This is a genomic window from Marivivens niveibacter (assembly GCF_002150005.2).
GTDB lineage: Bacteria > Pseudomonadota > Alphaproteobacteria > Rhodobacterales > Rhodobacteraceae > Marivivens > Marivivens niveibacter.
On record NZ_MSPP01000002.1, the window covers coordinates 317,850 to 332,792 of the forward strand.

The following is a 14,943-nucleotide window of genomic DNA, read 5'->3' on the forward strand; positions in this document are numbered from 1 at the left end:
CCGTTTTTATTGGTGGGCGGCAATATCATCCATGATCCGCACCAATTCGCGCGTAATCCCTGGTTCGGATAGCGCATGACCCGCATGGGGGATCATCCGCAAACGCGACCCGCTCCACGCTTTGTGCAGGCGATAAGCCGACTGCGGTGGGCAAATCATATCGTAGCGTCCTTGCACGATGAACCCGTCGATGCCGTGCAATTTATCCATGTTATTCAAGATGGCCGTGTCTTCGGTCAGGAACCCATTGTTGATAAAGTAATGGTTTTCCAAACGCGCGAACATGCGGGCGAAATAGGCGGGCACTTCGCCGCTAAATCCATTGGACTCCATCGACGCCAATGCGTTTTCCCACAACGTCCAAGCTCGTGCAAATTTCGCCTCAACCATAGAATCGGCGCCAAACAGACGCTTGTGATAGGCTGAAATCAGATCGTGACGCTCTTCTTCGGGGACCATACCGACAAATTTGTCCCATAGATCAGGCCAAAACGCGCCAACGCCGCCGCCATAGAACCAATCCAGTTCGGGTTGCGTCATCAGGAACACCCCGCGCAGGACAATGCCGCGCACATGTTCGGGATGCGTCTGCGCGTAAATCAACGACAGCGTTGCGCCCCAGCTGCCGCCAAAGGTGTACCAGCTGTCGATCTCTAAACGGTCGCGGATCACCTCCATATCGGCGACCAGATGCCATGTGGTGTTGTGTTCCACGCAGGCACTGGGGGTTGATCGGCCACATCCGCGCTGATCGAACAAAATGATACGGTACACTTCAGGATCGAAATAGCGGCGCATCGCGGGGCTGCATCCCCCACCGGGACCGCCATGCACGACGATCACGGGCACGCCATCTGGACGTCCGCATTGTTCGACATAAATGTGGTGCCCGTCCCCCACGTTCAGCATCTGCTGGTCAAATGGGTCAATCGGGGGGTAAAGGTGCGGCACAGCGCGTCTTTGACCTGAAGTTCTATCCATGGTCCACCTATATAGCACCTCGTGCGTTCAATCCATCACCGCAAAGGTTCACAAATGACACAAACCACCGTTGATCCCGCAGAAGTCGCAAAATTCGAAGCGATGGCCGCCGAATGGTGGGACCTAGAGGGTAAATTCAAACCCCTACATATGATGAATCCTGTGCGTTTGGGGTACATCACCGAACAAATCGCCGCCGAATTCGGCCGTGATCTGGATTCGGACCTGCCGTTCGAAGGGCTGCGCATTTTGGACATCGGCTGTGGCGGCGGATTGCTGTGTGAACCCATGGCGCGTTTGGGCGCGACGATCGTGGGCGTTGACGCTGCCGAACGGAACATTCCCGTGGCGCAGGCGCATGCCCGTCAGTCGGGTCTGGATATCGATTACCGTTTCACCACAGCCGAAGCGATGGCCGCAGCGGGCGAACAATTCGACGTCGTTTTGAATATGGAGGTCGTCGAACATGTCGCCGACCCTCTGGCCTATTTGACGGCCTGTCAGCAATTGCTGAAACTGGGCGGTCTGCACATTTGTTCGACCATCAACCGCAACCCGAAATCCTATGCCGTTGCTATTGTCGGGGCCGAGGTGATCATGCGCTGGCTGCCAAAAGGCACCCATGAATGGTCGAAATTCATCACGCCCGATGAACTGTTCGATCTGATCACCCGCGCGGGATTGGACCCTGTCGACCGCAAAGGGTTCGTATTCAATCCGATCCTGTGGACTTGGTCCGTCAGCGACCGCGATCTGTCGGTCAATTACGTCACCGCATCGATCAAGCGCTAATAGGCACGCCTCATCACACTCGTGATTACTTCGAACGGTTTGAATCCGACGCGTTCATAGACGCGGCGGGCACTGCCCGTGACGTCTGTCGCGATCAACACAGTCGCATCGGGCGCGCGCTTGATCGCCCATTCATGCGCAATACCCAACAGCGCCGCACAAATGCCGCGGCCTCGGTAATCGATATGGGTCGCAACCGCCTGATACCGCGCGACATCCTGATCGTGGAAAATGCCCATGTCAGCGACCAATAGATCACCGTCAAACGCGCCGAACCATTGGCCTTCGCCGCGTGCGATCTGATCACGGCGGCGGGCGTTGCGGGATTCCAGATAACTGCGGTGCGTCGCGTCCGCAAAGCCCAGTTCAACACCGATCGCTTGCTGCGCGTCGATCAACTGGCCCCAATCATCAGCCCCAATAGGTCGGGCTGTGATGCCGTCAGGCAGATCGAACCGATTGATATCGCGACCGCCCGACAGGAACACATCGCGTTCGACGCTGAAATCGCGTTCGCGGAACCAATCTGCGGTGCCTTCGGCCATTTGGAAATCGGGAATATCCCAACACATCACAGCATGTTTCGACGTCGGAAAATGCTGATCAAACCGCGCCAAAACCGCCGCTGGATCAATCGGAGGCATCTTTTCCACAATGCAGTTCCCGTACCAGAAATCAGGCTCATCCGGAGTGTGGAATTCGTAATAGTCTGGATGTTCGGTAACGCGGGTAAAGCCCCGCATCACCATCAGGTCGCTGCGTATGCCAGCGGACCGGATCATTCGTGTTCGCTTAGGACTTGGCGTAGTTCACGCAGCACAGGCAGGACCGACCGCACCTTTTCCGCGCCAACCCGTTCAACCAGCCCTGCAATAACGGGCGTCATCGCCGCCAGCGCCGCATCGCGTGCCTGCATACCTGCGGGCGAAATCGCCACCATTTTGCGGCGCGCATCGTCCCAATCGGGGCGAATATGCACCCAGCCTGCCCATTCCAATTTACCCAGCGTGTTGGTCATCGCGCCGCGCGTCAGATGAAATGTTTTCGCCAGCTGCGCTGGAGTCCGTTCCACACCCGAATGCGCCAGATGGTTCAGAACGGAAAAATGCGACAGCTCCATCCCTTTGGGCAGGACGCGCGCGACGTTGGCGCGGGCCAATTGGTCCACCGTCAGAATTTCACTGAACAAAGTCACCGCAAGGTTATTGGTCTGACTGTCCATCGGGGCCCTTAAACTGTTTGTCATGCGACAAAGACGGAATGCGCTGTCGTGCTTTTGCCACCTCTTCGGGGCAAAGATCAACGAAAACAATACCTTCGGACGTGCCAGCATCTGCAATAACCGCGCCCCAAGGTGAAATAGCCATACTATGCCCATAAGTTTGGCGGCTTTTGCCTGACCTTGCAGGATGCGTGCCCGTTTGCGCCGACGCCAACACATAGGCGCCGTTTTCAATCGCCCGCGCGCGCAACAAAGGTTCCCAATGATCCGCGCCCGTCACAGGGGAAAAGGCGGCAGGCACCAGAATGATCGACGCACCAGCATGAGCCAAAGCGCGGTAAAGATGTGAAAAACGCACATCATAACAGACCGATAGCCCCAATGTGCCAAAGGGCGTATCGCAGACCACAGCCCGATCGCCCGGCCGAAACCCAGCAGATTCGCGGTAGGTTTCGGTTTCCGACACGGTCACATCGAACATGTGGATTTTATCGTACCACGCGGCGATGTCACCCGATGGGTTGATCACAAACGACCGATTGGCAAACCTCCCGTCGGGATCATCCGTTTTTACAGCGATCGATCCAATCGACAGCCAAATCCCCAAACGCGCGGTCAGATCACGTAGCCCCGCCAAGATCGGGTCATCGTCTTGATGCCTTAGAACATCATTCTGATGCGCCCGATTTTGGGACACGATATTCGTCACTTCGGGCGTTAGGACAAACCCTGCGCCCTGATCCGCAGCGGATTCAATCATCGCGCTGATCCGCGCTAGATTGTCCGCCGGATCATCCGATCCACAAAACTGGATCAGAGCCGCCTTCATCCCAACATCGCGTCCAATTTGCCCGCGTGTTCCAGCGCATACAGGTCGTCACAGCCACCAACATGGTCTTCGCCGATCCAGATTTGCGGCACGGTGCGGCCACCGTTTGCGCGTTGGATCATTTCCTCGCGGCGTTCGGGTTCGTCGAACAGATCGACTTCGGTAAATTCGACGCCTTTGGATTTCAGCAGCATTTTCGCGCGGTGACAAAATCCGCAAATCGGGGTCGTGTAAATTTCAACAGGTTTCATAGCTCACCTTTTCGATATGCTATGTATCTAGGGGTCTTTGACCGCGCGCGCCAGTGTCAGCACACATACCCGCCGTGCGCCAGCGGCATGTACAGCCTGCGCTGCGGCTCCCAAAGTCGCCCCTGTGGTCATAACATCATCGATCAAAATGACGGGCCTGTTTGAAATGATCGCTGTCCTTTTGGGGTTCACCGCGATTGTTCCGTTTTGCGCGGCAATCCGTTCGTCGCGCGTCATGCCTTGGGTCGTTTTGGTTCTCACCGTGCGTAGCAACCCATCCTCGATCACTTGAACGGCGGATCGTTTTGCGATCCCCTGCGCCAACAGGGCCGACTGATTGTACCGCCGTTTCAAAAATCGGGTCCAATGCAGCGGAATGGGCAACAGAATAGTGTCTGGTTCCATCAAAGGAGCCGCAACGCGCGCCATTTGCCGTGACAGCATAGGCACCAGATCGTGCCTGTCCCCATGTTTCAGCCCCAGTACCATTTTGCGCCCAGCGCCGGAATATCCAAACACGGTGCGCCCCTGATCCCAATCGCGGGGGGTGGCCAGACAATCATCGCAATGCCCATCGCCTTCACCCACCAACATCACGCCGCAGCACGTGCAAATCGCACCAAAGGCATAGTCCGTATCCGCCCAACACGTGGGGCACAGGCCAGTGTCGGATTCCGTCAACGCATCACATAGGCCGCATTGACGTGGCATGACCATTCGCAGGATGCTTTGCAACATCGATAGTTTTCCTTACATACAGCCTATGAACAAACCGCCCCAAATCACTGATCGCGCCGCGCTGAATAAAAACCGAAGCCGGATGACCGAAACCTTTCTGTTCGATGCCGTCGCGGACGAAATTCAGGAAAGACTCGGCGAGGTTAACAGAACCTTTACGGATGTGGCTGTTGTGTCGGGGCAGCCCGATTATTGGGGCCAGTATTTCCCGAATGCCACACATGCTGCCGACACGGATTTGCTGGATCTGAAACCATTGCAGCACGATCTGGTCATCCATGCCATGTCGATGCATTGGGCCAATGACCCGATTGGACAGATCGTCCAATCTCGCAACGCGCTTCGCCCTGACGGGTTGTTCCTATGCGCGATGTTCGGCGGTCAAACTCTGCATGAACTGCGCACCTGTCTGGCCGAAGCCGAAAGCCGCGTGACAGGCGGCCTGTCCCCACGTATCGCGCCAATGGGCGAAATCCGCGATATGGGATCGCTGCTGCAACGATCATCGGTTGCGCTGCCTGTGGCGGATACGGCGGTCCTAAACGTGTCATACGCCGATATTTGGGCGCTGATGCGGGATGTGCGGGCGATGGGCGAATCCAACGCATTAGACGCGCGTCTACGCACCCCGACCCGCCGCGCTGTGTTTGAAACCGCGGGCGAGATTTACAAATCCCACTACGTTGACGATCAGGGACGCATCAACGCGACCTTTGAAATCATCTATCTGACCGGCTGGGCCCCTTCGGACGATCAGCAAAAACCACTGCGCCCTGGATCGGCTCAGGCGCGGCTTGCTGACGCGCTGGGTGCAAAAGAGCTGAAACTACCCGATACGAACAATTGACCAATGCGGCTGGCGGATTAACTCTGCCCCTAAAACGCGGAACGAGGAATATGACCCAGACCCAGAACACCGGCGGCATCGCCGTTTGTCCGGCCCACGCGCCAAAGGATCACCCCAAAGTCAAACCAGCGCGCGTTGGCGTTTTGCTGGCCAACCTAGGGACGCCAGACGGCACCGATTATTGGTCCATGCGCCGTTACCTAAGCGAATTCCTGTCAGACAAACGCGTGATCGATTACCCCGCGTGGAAATGGCAGCCGATCCTGCAGGGCATCATCCTGTCGATCCGTCCGCAAAAATCGGGCGCGGCCTATAAATCCATCTGGAACAATGAACGCGACGAAAGCCCGTTGCTGACGATCACGCGCGACCAGACTGATGCCATCCGCAAACAGATTGAGGCCACCTATGGCGATCAAGTCATCGTGGATTTCTGTATGCGTTACGGCAATCCATCGACCGCGTCCAAGGTCAGCGAAATGGTCGCTGCGGGCTGTGACAAAATCCTGTTCTTTCCTCTGTACCCGCAATACGCAGGCGCAACATCGGCGACCGCGAATGATCAGTTTTTCCGCGCCCTGATGGACGAAAAATGGCAGCCCGTGCCGCGCGTTGTTGCCCCGTATTTCGAACACGATAAATACATCGACGCGCTGGCTGAATCCGTTCAACGCGCCTATGACGCAGCCGAGGTAAAGCCAACCAAACTGGTCTGTTCCTACCACGGTCTGCCGAAACGCTATCTGACCGAAGGCGGCGATCCGTATCACTGCCAATGTACGAAAACGACCCGTTTGCTAAAGGAACGCTTGGGTTGGGCGGACGATCAGATCATCACGACCTTCCAGTCGAAATTCGGCCCCGAAGAATGGCTTCAGCCCTACACGGTAGAGGAAGTCGCGCGCCTAGCCGAACAAGGTCACACCAACATCGCCGTTTGCGCCCCAGCATTCAGCGCCGATTGCATCGAGACGCTGGAAGAGATCAACGAAGAAATCAAAGAAAGCTTTGAGCACGCAGGCGGTGAACATTTCACCTATATCCCGTGCCTGAATGATGATCCTGCGCATATCGATGCACTAACAGATATCATCAAAACCAACCTTGCGGGTTGGATCGACTAAAGCAAAAGGGCCGGCTGCAAACGCAACCGGCCCTTTTTAATTCGATTACAGAACAGAAATTAGTTCTGCGATGCTACTGCGATCAGTGCCAGTGCGATCATTGGGATGATCAGGCCGTTCGACGACGATGGTGCAGCAGCTTCTTCAACTACTACTGGTTCCATTACGACTACAGGAGCCATGCCACCTGCAGCAGCGGTCGATGCAACGCCAGCGAAAGCAGCGGCCAGAGCGATCTTTTTCATAATATTTCTCCAATTCTTGCCGACTAACCAAGGTTGAGGGCGGTAGCCGACAAATAAGACTTACCTCGTATATTCTGTAAACTAGAACTTTCTGAGGTTTGCCAAGCAATTTAGATGTTTTTCACACGATCACTTGGTCAAATTTGTCAAATTAGCAACACTTGTGTGCCGACTTTGGTCAAATCATACAAAACTGCGATATGTTCATTGTACAAACCTATGCAACCGTTTGATGATCGGCGGCCAATTTTTCGCGTATCGTGTGTGCCGTGGATTCGATAATAGGTCCACGACAGGTGCAACGCATGCGTCCCCAGCGGATTGTCTGGCCCCGGACCGATGTAGTCTGGCCAGTCGGGATTGCGTTCCAACATCGACGGAGTGGGGCGCCAATCGGGTCCAACAACCTTGCGAGTGATTTCTGTCCGGCCCAAGCGCGTTAGGTCAGCGGTCATTGGGACAGAGGTTGGGAACAATTTGTAGACCGATTGGTCTTCGGACCAGAAATGCAACGCGCGGCTTTGTGTATCGACCAGAACAGCGCCGTTATTCAGGTTCGTGAAATACGGCTGCCAGTCCAGCGACCGGAAACTGGAAATATTGCGCTGCAACGACTGCGACAGATCGCCTTCGATTTCGGTGGAATTCGTTGTTTGCGCGGCTGCAGTCGACCCAATGGTCGCAGCCGTCGCCGCAAGAAAAGCACGGCGGCTAAAAGTACTGGTGGTCATAACGATATCTCCTATCGGGATCGCCCGATTTCCCCGTAAAATAGGAGGTTGTACTGTGACAAGCAATTCACACCATCGGGAGAAGTCGCTTTCTTGCCTATGGTGGGTTTGAATTGCCACTGCGCTATGGATATGGATGGTCCATCAGAATGGAGTTCGCAATGAATCGTCGCAGTGTTGTGTTTGGTTTGGGTGCTTTGGGGTTATCGGCATGTGCAGCTGCCCCTGTCGCTACAACGCCAAACGGTGTCCGCATCTATATGATTGACCCTGCAGACGAAGGTGCCATTCAGTTCCGCGTTCTGGATGGCGTGAATGCATTGCGCCAAAGCGCAGGTTTACGACCCGTACAACTGAATGCACGATTGAACGCTGCCGCAGCCACCCATTCGCGCGACATGTCGTTGCAAAACCGCCCGTGGCATTTTGGATCCGACGGATCTTCGCCTTTGGATCGTGGTCGCCGCGTCGGATACGAAGGCCGTATTGTTGGCGAAGCGATTTCCGAAACATTTGAAACGGAACTGCAAACGCTGACAGCTTGGGTCAGCCAAACAGATACCCGTGCCGTGATCATGGACACCAAAGCAACCGATTTGGGTTTCGCATGGTTCCAAGAACCAAACGGCAAAATCTGGTGGACGATGGTGTTGGGTCAATCAGCCTAAGCGACAATCAAAATCGGCGTACCGGTTTTCACCATCGCAAAAATATCTTCGATCTCATGATTATGGACCGCAATACATCCCGCGGTCCAATCCGTGTTCGCATCAACGTGCGACGGCGTACCATGAATAAAGATATCTCCGCCGGGCGACCGCCCTTGTGACCTTGCAAATGCGCGGTCCTGTGCATTTGGATAGGAAATACCCAGCGACAGATGAAATGCGCTGTTCGGGTTTTGGCGGTCAATTACATACAATCCTTCGGGCGTGCGACCGTCGCCTTCGAATTGTTTGTGGCCTTCGGGCGCAAATCCCAACTTCATCGCATAATCAGCCAACACGGAATCGTTGTTCATCAGATACAAACGCCGTTGAGATTTACTGACGTAAATGCCGGTGACATCAGGCCCATCATAGGTCTTGAAGCGCGGTGTCGTGCACCCCGCCAATCCTGCGCCCAAGGCCAGAATAAAACTGCGCCGCGTAAACATTGCTCACTGCCTCTAGCTTTTCGCTATTTTATCCACAGCATAAACGATTTGTTTATGCGTCGCTAGAAGGCTGCTGATCACATTTTTGAACGAACAAAAGCTGCCACAACTTCGGTGTGGGGTGACCAGCGGAATTGATCAACCGTACGTAGCGCGCTGATCTCAAACCCTGCATCTATCAACGTTTTTGCATCCCGTGCGAACGTGACCGGATTGCACGATACCATCGCAACAATTTTCAGGGCAGAGGCCGCAATTTCCGCGATTTGCGCTTCGGCTCCGGCGCGCGGGGGGTCAATGATCGCAGCATCGAATTCATTCAGTTCGTCGGGCAACAACGGACGACGGAACAAATCACGCGCTTCGGTCGTGATGGTGTGCAAACCTTGGGTATCACGCCATGCACGATCCAAGGCCGCCATCATGACCTTGTCACCTTCGACGGCGTGAACGTTTGCCGTTTTGGCTGCTGGGAACGTAAACGTCCCTGACCCCGCAAACAGATCAACTACGCGCGCGGCATCACCGATGATCGCCTGAACAGCCGACTGCAACGCGGTCTCGCCTTCTTTTGTGGCCTGAAGAAATGCACCAGCAGGCGGCACGATCCGCGCATCACCGAATTTCTGGCGTGGCGGTCGCAATGTCACGACGGGTTCATCACCCCAGACCAGCCGTGCAATATCGTATTCATTCGCCCAAGCTGCCAAATCAACGCGCAACTGTTCGGTCAATTCAACCGAGGTTGAAATATGAACATCCGCGCCGTCGATGCTGTCGGTCACGGTCAGCCCGATCTCACCCTTGCGGCTCGCTGCCATGCGGGTCAATTCGACCAATGCAGGAACCGTTTTCAGAATTGCTGGCGTCAAAAGCTGGCAATCAGGAATTTCCACAATTGTATCCGACGCGCGTGCGTGAAACCCGACCAGAGCGCTTTTCTTGGTGCGGCGACCCGACAGTTTAGCCCGACGACGCGAATTTGCAGGCGACGTGTCAACGCCTTCGACCTGCGCATCGATTCCTTGCGCCGCCAAAGCGCGTTCGACAATGCCCGTTTTCCACTGTGCCACAAACGGTTCTGAAGCGTGCTGCATAGCGCAGCCCCCACACGCCTTGAAATGACGACAGACAGGAGCGATCCGATCTGAGGACGGGGATAAAACCCGCACGCCATCGTCTGTCAGCTCGACCTCTTCTCCGGGTAAAACACGCGGCACCAAAGTGCCATCGTCCGCGCGACCCAGACCCAAATGTGTGATGGATTCAATTTTCATGCAGCGGTGATTAGCAACTAGGCGCGATCAGTCAATGGGCGCGATCACTCTGCCCCTAAAAATCCACCCGATTGGCGCGCCCAAAATCCTGCGTAGATGCCTTGTTTCGCCAATAATTCAGAATGCGTTCCGATTTCTGCTATGCGGCCTTTTTCCATCACAATAATCCGATCCATCCGCGCAATCGTCGACAATCGGTGGGCAATCGCAATCACGGTCTTGCCCTCCATCACATGGTCCAGACTGGTTTGAATTTCGGCCTCTACCTCAGAATCCAATGCGGATGTGGCTTCGTCTAAGATCAAAATTGGCGCGTCTTTCAGGATGGCGCGTGCCAGCGCGATCCGTTGACGTTGACCACCCGACAATTTCACGCCTCGTTCCCCCAGATAGGCGTCATATCCTGTGCGGCCCCGGCCATCCCGAAGGTCGGCAATAAAATCGTCTGCCGCAGCCAGCTTTGCAGCTTCAATGACTTCTTCAATCGTTGCATCGGGTTTGCCATAGCGGATGTTGTCCAGCGCAGACCTGTTGAACATCGCCGTTTCCTGACGCACCACCGAAATTTGACGGCGCAGCGCTTCTTGGGTCACGTCGCGGATATCAGCGCCGTTGATCAAAATTCGCCCCTGTTCCACGTCATATAACCGCAAAAGCAACGACACAAAGGTCGATTTACCGGCACCCGACGCCCCGACCACGGCCAATTTTTCGCCCTGCCTGATGGTTAGATCTAGACCCTGGATGGCCGTAATATCGCTGCCATAGGAAAACCCGACGCGATCAAATTCAATGGGACCATGGGCATCCAGCATCGTCGCAGCATCGGGTCGGTCTACGACCTCGTGGGTTTTGGCTAGGGTTTGCATGCCATCCTCGACTTCGCCAATGCTGGAAAAGATAGAAATCGCAGTGAAACCCAAACGATTTGTCAGCATGCTCAGCCGCGACCCAATCATCGCGGTGACCGTGATATCGCCAACAGTCGCCTGCCCGATCGACCACAAATACAGGCTGCCCAAAATGGACATCACGGGCAAAATACCTCCCAATGTCATAAGGACCATGCGGAACCCTGCGGACAAATACCCGAATTCTAACGCACGATCCCGAAACGTACCCAGCGCGTCCAGCGCAGCGCGATCTTCGAATGAATTGTGCGCGAATAATTTGACCGTTGCGATATTTGACAGGGTATCTACCAGCTGCCCCGTTACAACGGTACGGGCGCCGGCCCGTGCCTTGGATTTCTGCATGACGCGGGGGATGAAATACCACAGGGCGCAACCGTACAGCAGACCCCAAACCGCAAATCCGATCAGCAATCGCCCATCAATACCGCCCATCAGGATCAAAGCGCCGATGAACATCATAAATGAAAAAATGACGACATCGACGGTTTCAATCACAATGTCCGTCAACGACCGAGCGGTCTGCATACATTTTTGACTGATCCGCCCAGCGAAATCATTTTCAAAATACCGCATGGAATGACCCAGCGCATAGCGGTTCAGCCGGCTGATGATCAATGGAAACAGATGCGGCCCCATAACGACCGAAGTTGTTGCGGCATCAACGGTCAGCGCAATGGGCCGCACGATCATATAAAACACCAACCCGAAAATAATCAGCGGTGCAAATTGATCCCAATAGGCACCGGGCACAGCATTCGCCGCACGGTCGACGACCCACCCCGCAAAAGCGGCTGACGTCAGTTCAACCATGCCTGCAAACGATACCGCGCATAGCGCCAACGCTATTGCCTTTTCCGAGCCAGATAATGACCAACGTGCGAATGGGATCAGCGATTTCGGGGGCGTTCCATTTGCAGGCGCAAAAGGATCAATCAGTTTTTCCAACCACTGTGTCACGAATGTCATGCGGTATTCCTTGCGTTTCTTGGGGCCAAGCAACGTCGGTGGCGGAATATTCTATGAATATCGGCTAAAAGGCGTTTGCCCAATCGGGCCTAATGAAATTGACTATAGGACCTTTAACGTAGTGGTAAACGCTAGCCGTCGCTTAATTGCGATTTCGAGAGCGAAAAGCCCGAATTGATCCACTTTTGCTCTAGCTCTTTCAGCTTTGCCCCTAACGCGGCACCGGAATAGGCAGGCATCAAATCAGCTGCGCGGACAGGAAATTCCTGACGGCTGGATTGCTTGATTAGGTCGATTTCGGATTGCACAACTGGCTGGCCCATCAGCGCCTGCCGCACAAGGTAGGTATCAATGCAGGTTTCTTTGAACCGATACCCCAGTTCTGCCAAATCAGTCTCTAACCCAGCGCGAATTGCATCATACTCTTTGCGTTCCGCATTTGAAAAACGTAGGCGACCAGCCACATCTTCGCCACCCATCACAGCCAGACGGCGGATCGGTTTCGCCGCTTCGTCCAATTCAATATGGACCAAAATGGGTAATGCCGCAGCAGACGCACCCGGCAACACAGCCGAAAGAACACCACTGGCCTGCATAGAGGCAACAGCCACTGACGGATCTGGCGCAGACAATAGCTTGCGCATCTCGGCGCCGATACGTTCAGCCGATATTTGCGACAACCCGTCTGAATGCATCGCACAGGCAGACAACCCATCGGCATCAATGCCCAGCGCATCATCGCCGTACCACGCAGTGAAGCGGAAAAACCGCAAAATACGCAGGTAATCCTCTTGGATGCGGGCATCGGGATCGCCAATGAATCGTACATGTCGACGTTTCAAATCAGGCAATCCACCCACGGGGTCGATGACCTGCCCTGACGCATCACAATAAAGCGCATTCATCGTAAAGTCGCGGCGCTCTGCGTCCTCTTCCAATGTATCGGAAAAGGCGACTTTGGCATGCCGGCCATCGGTTTCCACATCGCGGCGGAACGTGGTGACTTCGTATGGTATGCCATCGGCGATAATCGTGATTGTGCCGTGATCGATACCTGTCGGGATCGCCTTTAGACCTGCCAATTCCGCCTGTTTTAGGGTCTGTTCTGGCCGTGCGTCTGTGCAAATATCCAAATCCGACACTGGCGCATCAATCAGGGCATTGCGCACACAGCCGCCGACAAAATAGGCCTGATATCCGCCATCAGCCAAAGCACCGCACACAGCCTGAGACGCAGCACTGGTCAGCCAATCCGCCGTCAGTCGCATAGCCGCCCCGCTAGACCGCGCAGCATCCGTGCTGTTGCGCCCCAAATGTAGTACGGACCAAAAGGCGCGACATAATAGTACCGCTTACGCCCCTGCCAACGCCGTCCTTCGATCCTGAAATTCGATGGGTTTGATATGTGATCAAACGGGACTGTAAAGATCTCGGCGACTTCGCCTTCTTCTGCGCGATGATCAAAATCACCACGGATCATCGCAACAACTGGCGTTGCCGTATAGCTCGTGACCGTTTCATGGGGGGGCAATAGGCCTAGAATATCGACCTGATCAGGTGGCAGGCCCACCTCTTCGTGGGCTTCGCGCAGGGCGGCTTGTTCCAATGTTTCGCCCTGTTCCACCTTACCACCAGGAAAGGCGATCTGGCCGGGGTGATGTTTCAGCCGCGCGGACCGTTTGGTAAGTAACAACCGCCCGTCTTCGTGAAACGCTACTAGAACAGCAGCTGGTTTCAAAATGCGGTTTTCAGCCAGTTTAGTGTCTGGGTTCAGATCAAAATCCGAAGAATCTCCGCCCTTTTTCGCGAGGGCGGAGATCAATAATTGTTCTATCGAATTATTCAGCGTCATCCGGTTTTACCGATGCCTCAAACCCCAGCGTGTTGGGATCGAATTCGTAATGCGCGCCGCAGAATTGGCAGTCCGCTGTTACGATGCCTTCGTCCGTGGTCATATGCGCGATGTCTTTGGCCGAATAGATCGACAGGCTTTCGCGAACACGGTCTGCTGAACAGGAACAGCCGAACTTCACCGACTGCGGGTCGTAAACGCGCGGCTGTTCTTCGTGGAACAAGCGAACCAACAATTCGGTTGGCTGAACCGATGGGCCAATCAATTCCAGATCATCAACCGAATCCAGCAGGATGTTCGCACGGTTCCAGTTTTCGCCTTCGTCTTCGTCCAATAGATCGTTAGCGGCCAGCAAACCCTGTTCGCCAGAACCACCTTCGCCGGATGCAAAAGGCGATGCTTTGGGCATGTGTTGCAGCATCACGCCGCCCGCGCGCCAGCTTTCGCCCTGACCTGCCAATGTGGATTTACCAAAGGACAGTTCAAACCGCGTTGGCAACTGTTCGGACTGCGCGAAATAGGTTTCTGCGCATTTTGCCAGCGAACCGCCCGCGATTGGGGTGATGCCTTGGTACGGGGTCATACCTTGGCCTTGGTCGATTAGGATTGCGAAATAGCCTTTGCCGATCATGTCGAAGGCTGGTTTCGATGCATCCAGACGGGTGTCATCGAACGACGCATAGGCACGAATACGGGCGATATCGCCCTCTTTTTGCGGGGCGTAATAATCGGTCGCGATCAAACGTGCAGGACCATCACCGCGGACTTGCAGCGACAGTTTCCAGCGCAATTTCATGGTCTGACCAATCAGCGCGGTCAGAAGGGCCATTTCCGCAACCAACGCTTCGATCTGGGCGGGATAGTCGTGCTGCGATAGCACCTGATCCAGCACACCGTCCAAACGGGCCACGCGGCCGCGCACGTCCGATGCATCCAGCTGAAACGGGAGCACAGTGTCGTCCCATGCGATTTGACTGCCGAGGTTCATAGGCTTTCCTTACTTGGCGCGATTTGGCAT

General features: G+C 55.0%; 18 protein-coding genes. 4 read left to right on the top strand and 14 right to left on the bottom strand.

Annotated elements, in window-relative coordinates:
• Positions 1 to 6: 6 nt before the first annotated feature.
• Positions 7 to 981 carry a prolyl aminopeptidase gene (gene pip, locus BVC71_RS07425; RefSeq protein WP_086451000.1) on the bottom strand — a complete coding sequence of 325 codons (975 nt, stop codon included), beginning with the start codon at positions 979 to 981 and terminating at the stop codon, positions 7 to 9.
• 54 nt (positions 982 to 1,035) lie between these two features.
• On the opposite strand from pip, the gene ubiG reads away from it, so the two are divergent.
• Entirely contained in the window at positions 1,036 to 1,773 is a 738-nt protein-coding gene (gene ubiG / locus BVC71_RS07430) for a bifunctional 2-polyprenyl-6-hydroxyphenol methylase/3-demethylubiquinol 3-O-methyltransferase UbiG (protein WP_086451001.1), read from the top strand.
• On the opposite strand, the gene BVC71_RS07435 is transcribed toward ubiG, so the two are convergent.
• The 5 genes from BVC71_RS07435 to BVC71_RS07455 are packed head-to-tail and all read right to left on the bottom strand — an operon-like array spanning position 1,770 to position 4,813.
• A complete protein-coding gene (locus tag BVC71_RS07435; RefSeq protein ID WP_086451002.1) occupies positions 1,770 to 2,555 on the bottom strand; it encodes a GNAT family N-acetyltransferase in 786 nt (261 codons plus the stop codon). The genes ubiG and BVC71_RS07435 overlap by 4 nt on opposite strands.
• Positions 2,552 to 2,995 (bottom strand): MarR family winged helix-turn-helix transcriptional regulator, encoded by a 444-nt coding sequence (locus tag BVC71_RS07440; protein ID WP_086451003.1) that lies wholly within the window; start codon positions 2,993 to 2,995, stop codon positions 2,552 to 2,554. The genes BVC71_RS07435 and BVC71_RS07440 overlap by 4 nt, the downstream gene beginning before the upstream one ends.
• Positions 2,976 to 3,824 (bottom strand): carbon-nitrogen hydrolase family protein, encoded by an 849-nt coding sequence (locus BVC71_RS07445; RefSeq protein ID WP_086451004.1) that lies wholly within the window; start codon positions 3,822 to 3,824, stop codon positions 2,976 to 2,978. Before BVC71_RS07445 ends, BVC71_RS07440 begins: the two co-directional genes overlap by 20 nt.
• Entirely contained in the window at positions 3,821 to 4,075 is a 255-nt protein-coding gene (gene grxC / locus BVC71_RS07450) for a glutaredoxin 3 (protein WP_086451005.1), read from the bottom strand. Before grxC ends, BVC71_RS07445 begins: the two co-directional genes overlap by 4 nt.
• Before the next feature lie 27 nt (positions 4,076 to 4,102).
• On the bottom strand, positions 4,103 to 4,813 hold the full coding sequence (locus tag BVC71_RS07455; protein WP_240516808.1) for a ComF family protein: 711 nt from the start codon (positions 4,811 to 4,813) through the stop codon (positions 4,103 to 4,105).
• 82 nt (positions 4,814 to 4,895) lie between these two features.
• On the opposite strand from BVC71_RS07455, the gene BVC71_RS07460 reads away from it, so the two are divergent.
• Positions 4,896 to 5,660, top strand: coding sequence for a methyltransferase domain-containing protein (locus BVC71_RS07460; protein WP_240516809.1), 765 nt, complete (start codon positions 4,896 to 4,898; stop codon positions 5,658 to 5,660).
• A gap of 50 nt (positions 5,661 to 5,710) precedes the next feature.
• Positions 5,711 to 6,784, top strand: coding sequence for a ferrochelatase (gene hemH / locus BVC71_RS07465; RefSeq protein ID WP_086451007.1), 1,074 nt, complete (start codon positions 5,711 to 5,713; stop codon positions 6,782 to 6,784).
• Positions 6,785 to 6,843: 59 nt separating this feature from the next.
• Here the strand turns inward: hemH and BVC71_RS07470 are convergent, their stop codons facing one another.
• Both BVC71_RS07470 and BVC71_RS07475 read right to left on the bottom strand, forming a co-directional pair.
• A complete protein-coding gene (locus tag BVC71_RS07470) occupies positions 6,844 to 7,029 on the bottom strand; it encodes a hypothetical protein (protein WP_086451008.1) in 186 nt (61 codons plus the stop codon).
• Positions 7,030 to 7,175: 146 nt separating this feature from the next.
• Positions 7,176 to 7,760 carry a L,D-transpeptidase gene (locus tag BVC71_RS07475; protein ID WP_086451009.1) on the bottom strand — a complete coding sequence of 195 codons (585 nt, stop codon included), beginning with the start codon at positions 7,758 to 7,760 and terminating at the stop codon, positions 7,176 to 7,178.
• 161 nt (positions 7,761 to 7,921) lie between these two features.
• Here BVC71_RS07475 and dalA point away from each other — a divergent pair, with 161 nt between their 5' ends.
• Entirely contained in the window at positions 7,922 to 8,428 is a 507-nt protein-coding gene (gene dalA / locus BVC71_RS07480) for a divisome-associated lipoprotein DalA (protein ID WP_086451278.1), read from the top strand.
• On the opposite strand, the gene BVC71_RS07485 is transcribed toward dalA, so the two are convergent.
• The 6 genes from BVC71_RS07485 to hslO form a co-directional block, all read right to left on the bottom strand.
• Entirely contained in the window at positions 8,425 to 8,916 is a 492-nt protein-coding gene (locus tag BVC71_RS07485; RefSeq protein ID WP_086451010.1) for a L,D-transpeptidase family protein, read from the bottom strand. The two genes, dalA and BVC71_RS07485, sit on opposite strands and share 4 nt — an antisense overlap.
• A 77-nt stretch (positions 8,917 to 8,993) precedes the next feature.
• A complete protein-coding gene (locus BVC71_RS07490) occupies positions 8,994 to 10,193 on the bottom strand; it encodes a class I SAM-dependent RNA methyltransferase (protein WP_086451011.1) in 1,200 nt (399 codons plus the stop codon).
• Between the two features lie 44 nt (positions 10,194 to 10,237).
• Entirely contained in the window at positions 10,238 to 12,073 is a 1,836-nt protein-coding gene (locus tag BVC71_RS07495) for an ABC transporter ATP-binding protein (RefSeq protein ID WP_086451012.1), read from the bottom strand.
• Between the two features lie 131 nt (positions 12,074 to 12,204).
• Positions 12,205 to 13,341: a CCA tRNA nucleotidyltransferase gene (locus BVC71_RS07500; protein WP_086451013.1), complete on the bottom strand. Its 1,137-nt coding sequence runs from the start codon at positions 13,339 to 13,341 to the stop codon at positions 12,205 to 12,207.
• Entirely contained in the window at positions 13,332 to 13,925 is a 594-nt protein-coding gene (locus tag BVC71_RS07505; protein WP_086451014.1) for a CoA pyrophosphatase, read from the bottom strand. The genes BVC71_RS07500 and BVC71_RS07505 overlap by 10 nt, the downstream gene beginning before the upstream one ends.
• Entirely contained in the window at positions 13,912 to 14,913 is a 1,002-nt protein-coding gene (hslO, locus tag BVC71_RS07510; protein WP_086451015.1) for an Hsp33 family molecular chaperone HslO, read from the bottom strand. Before hslO ends, BVC71_RS07505 begins: the two co-directional genes overlap by 14 nt.
• Positions 14,914 to 14,943: the final 30 nt, after the last annotated feature.

Coding starts and splice junctions, on each gene's coding strand:
- ubiG (WP_086451001.1), top strand. CDS start 1,036: ATGACACAAACCACCGTTGATCCCGCAGAAGTCGCAAAATTCGAAGCG.
- BVC71_RS07485 (WP_086451010.1), bottom strand. CDS start 8,916: ATGTTTACGCGGCGCAGTTTTATTCTGGCCTTGGGCGCAGGATTGGCG.
- pip (WP_086451000.1), bottom strand. CDS start 981: ATGGATAGAACTTCAGGTCAAAGACGCGCTGTGCCGCACCTTTACCCC.
- BVC71_RS07470 (WP_086451008.1), bottom strand. CDS start 7,029: ATGAAAAAGATCGCTCTGGCCGCTGCTTTCGCTGGCGTTGCATCGACC.
- BVC71_RS07455 (WP_240516808.1), bottom strand. CDS start 4,813: ATGTTGCAAAGCATCCTGCGAATGGTCATGCCACGTCAATGCGGCCTA.
- BVC71_RS07460 (WP_240516809.1), top strand. CDS start 4,896: ATGACCGAAACCTTTCTGTTCGATGCCGTCGCGGACGAAATTCAGGAA.
- BVC71_RS07500 (WP_086451013.1), bottom strand. CDS start 13,341: ATGCGACTGACGGCGGATTGGCTGACCAGTGCTGCGTCTCAGGCTGTG.
- hemH (WP_086451007.1), top strand. CDS start 5,711: ATGACCCAGACCCAGAACACCGGCGGCATCGCCGTTTGTCCGGCCCAC.
- BVC71_RS07490 (WP_086451011.1), bottom strand. CDS start 10,193: ATGAAAATTGAATCCATCACACATTTGGGTCTGGGTCGCGCGGACGAT.
- grxC (WP_086451005.1), bottom strand. CDS start 4,075: ATGAAACCTGTTGAAATTTACACGACCCCGATTTGCGGATTTTGTCAC.
- BVC71_RS07475 (WP_086451009.1), bottom strand. CDS start 7,760: ATGACCACCAGTACTTTTAGCCGCCGTGCTTTTCTTGCGGCGACGGCT.
- BVC71_RS07495 (WP_086451012.1), bottom strand. CDS start 12,073: ATGACATTCGTGACACAGTGGTTGGAAAAACTGATTGATCCTTTTGCG.
- BVC71_RS07435 (WP_086451002.1), bottom strand. CDS start 2,555: ATGATCCGGTCCGCTGGCATACGCAGCGACCTGATGGTGATGCGGGGC.
- BVC71_RS07445 (WP_086451004.1), bottom strand. CDS start 3,824: ATGAAGGCGGCTCTGATCCAGTTTTGTGGATCGGATGATCCGGCGGAC.
- BVC71_RS07440 (WP_086451003.1), bottom strand. CDS start 2,995: ATGGACAGTCAGACCAATAACCTTGCGGTGACTTTGTTCAGTGAAATT.
- BVC71_RS07505 (WP_086451014.1), bottom strand. CDS start 13,925: ATGACGCTGAATAATTCGATAGAACAATTATTGATCTCCGCCCTCGCG.
- dalA (WP_086451278.1), top strand. CDS start 7,922: ATGAATCGTCGCAGTGTTGTGTTTGGTTTGGGTGCTTTGGGGTTATCG.
- hslO (WP_086451015.1), bottom strand. CDS start 14,913: ATGAACCTCGGCAGTCAAATCGCATGGGACGACACTGTGCTCCCGTTT.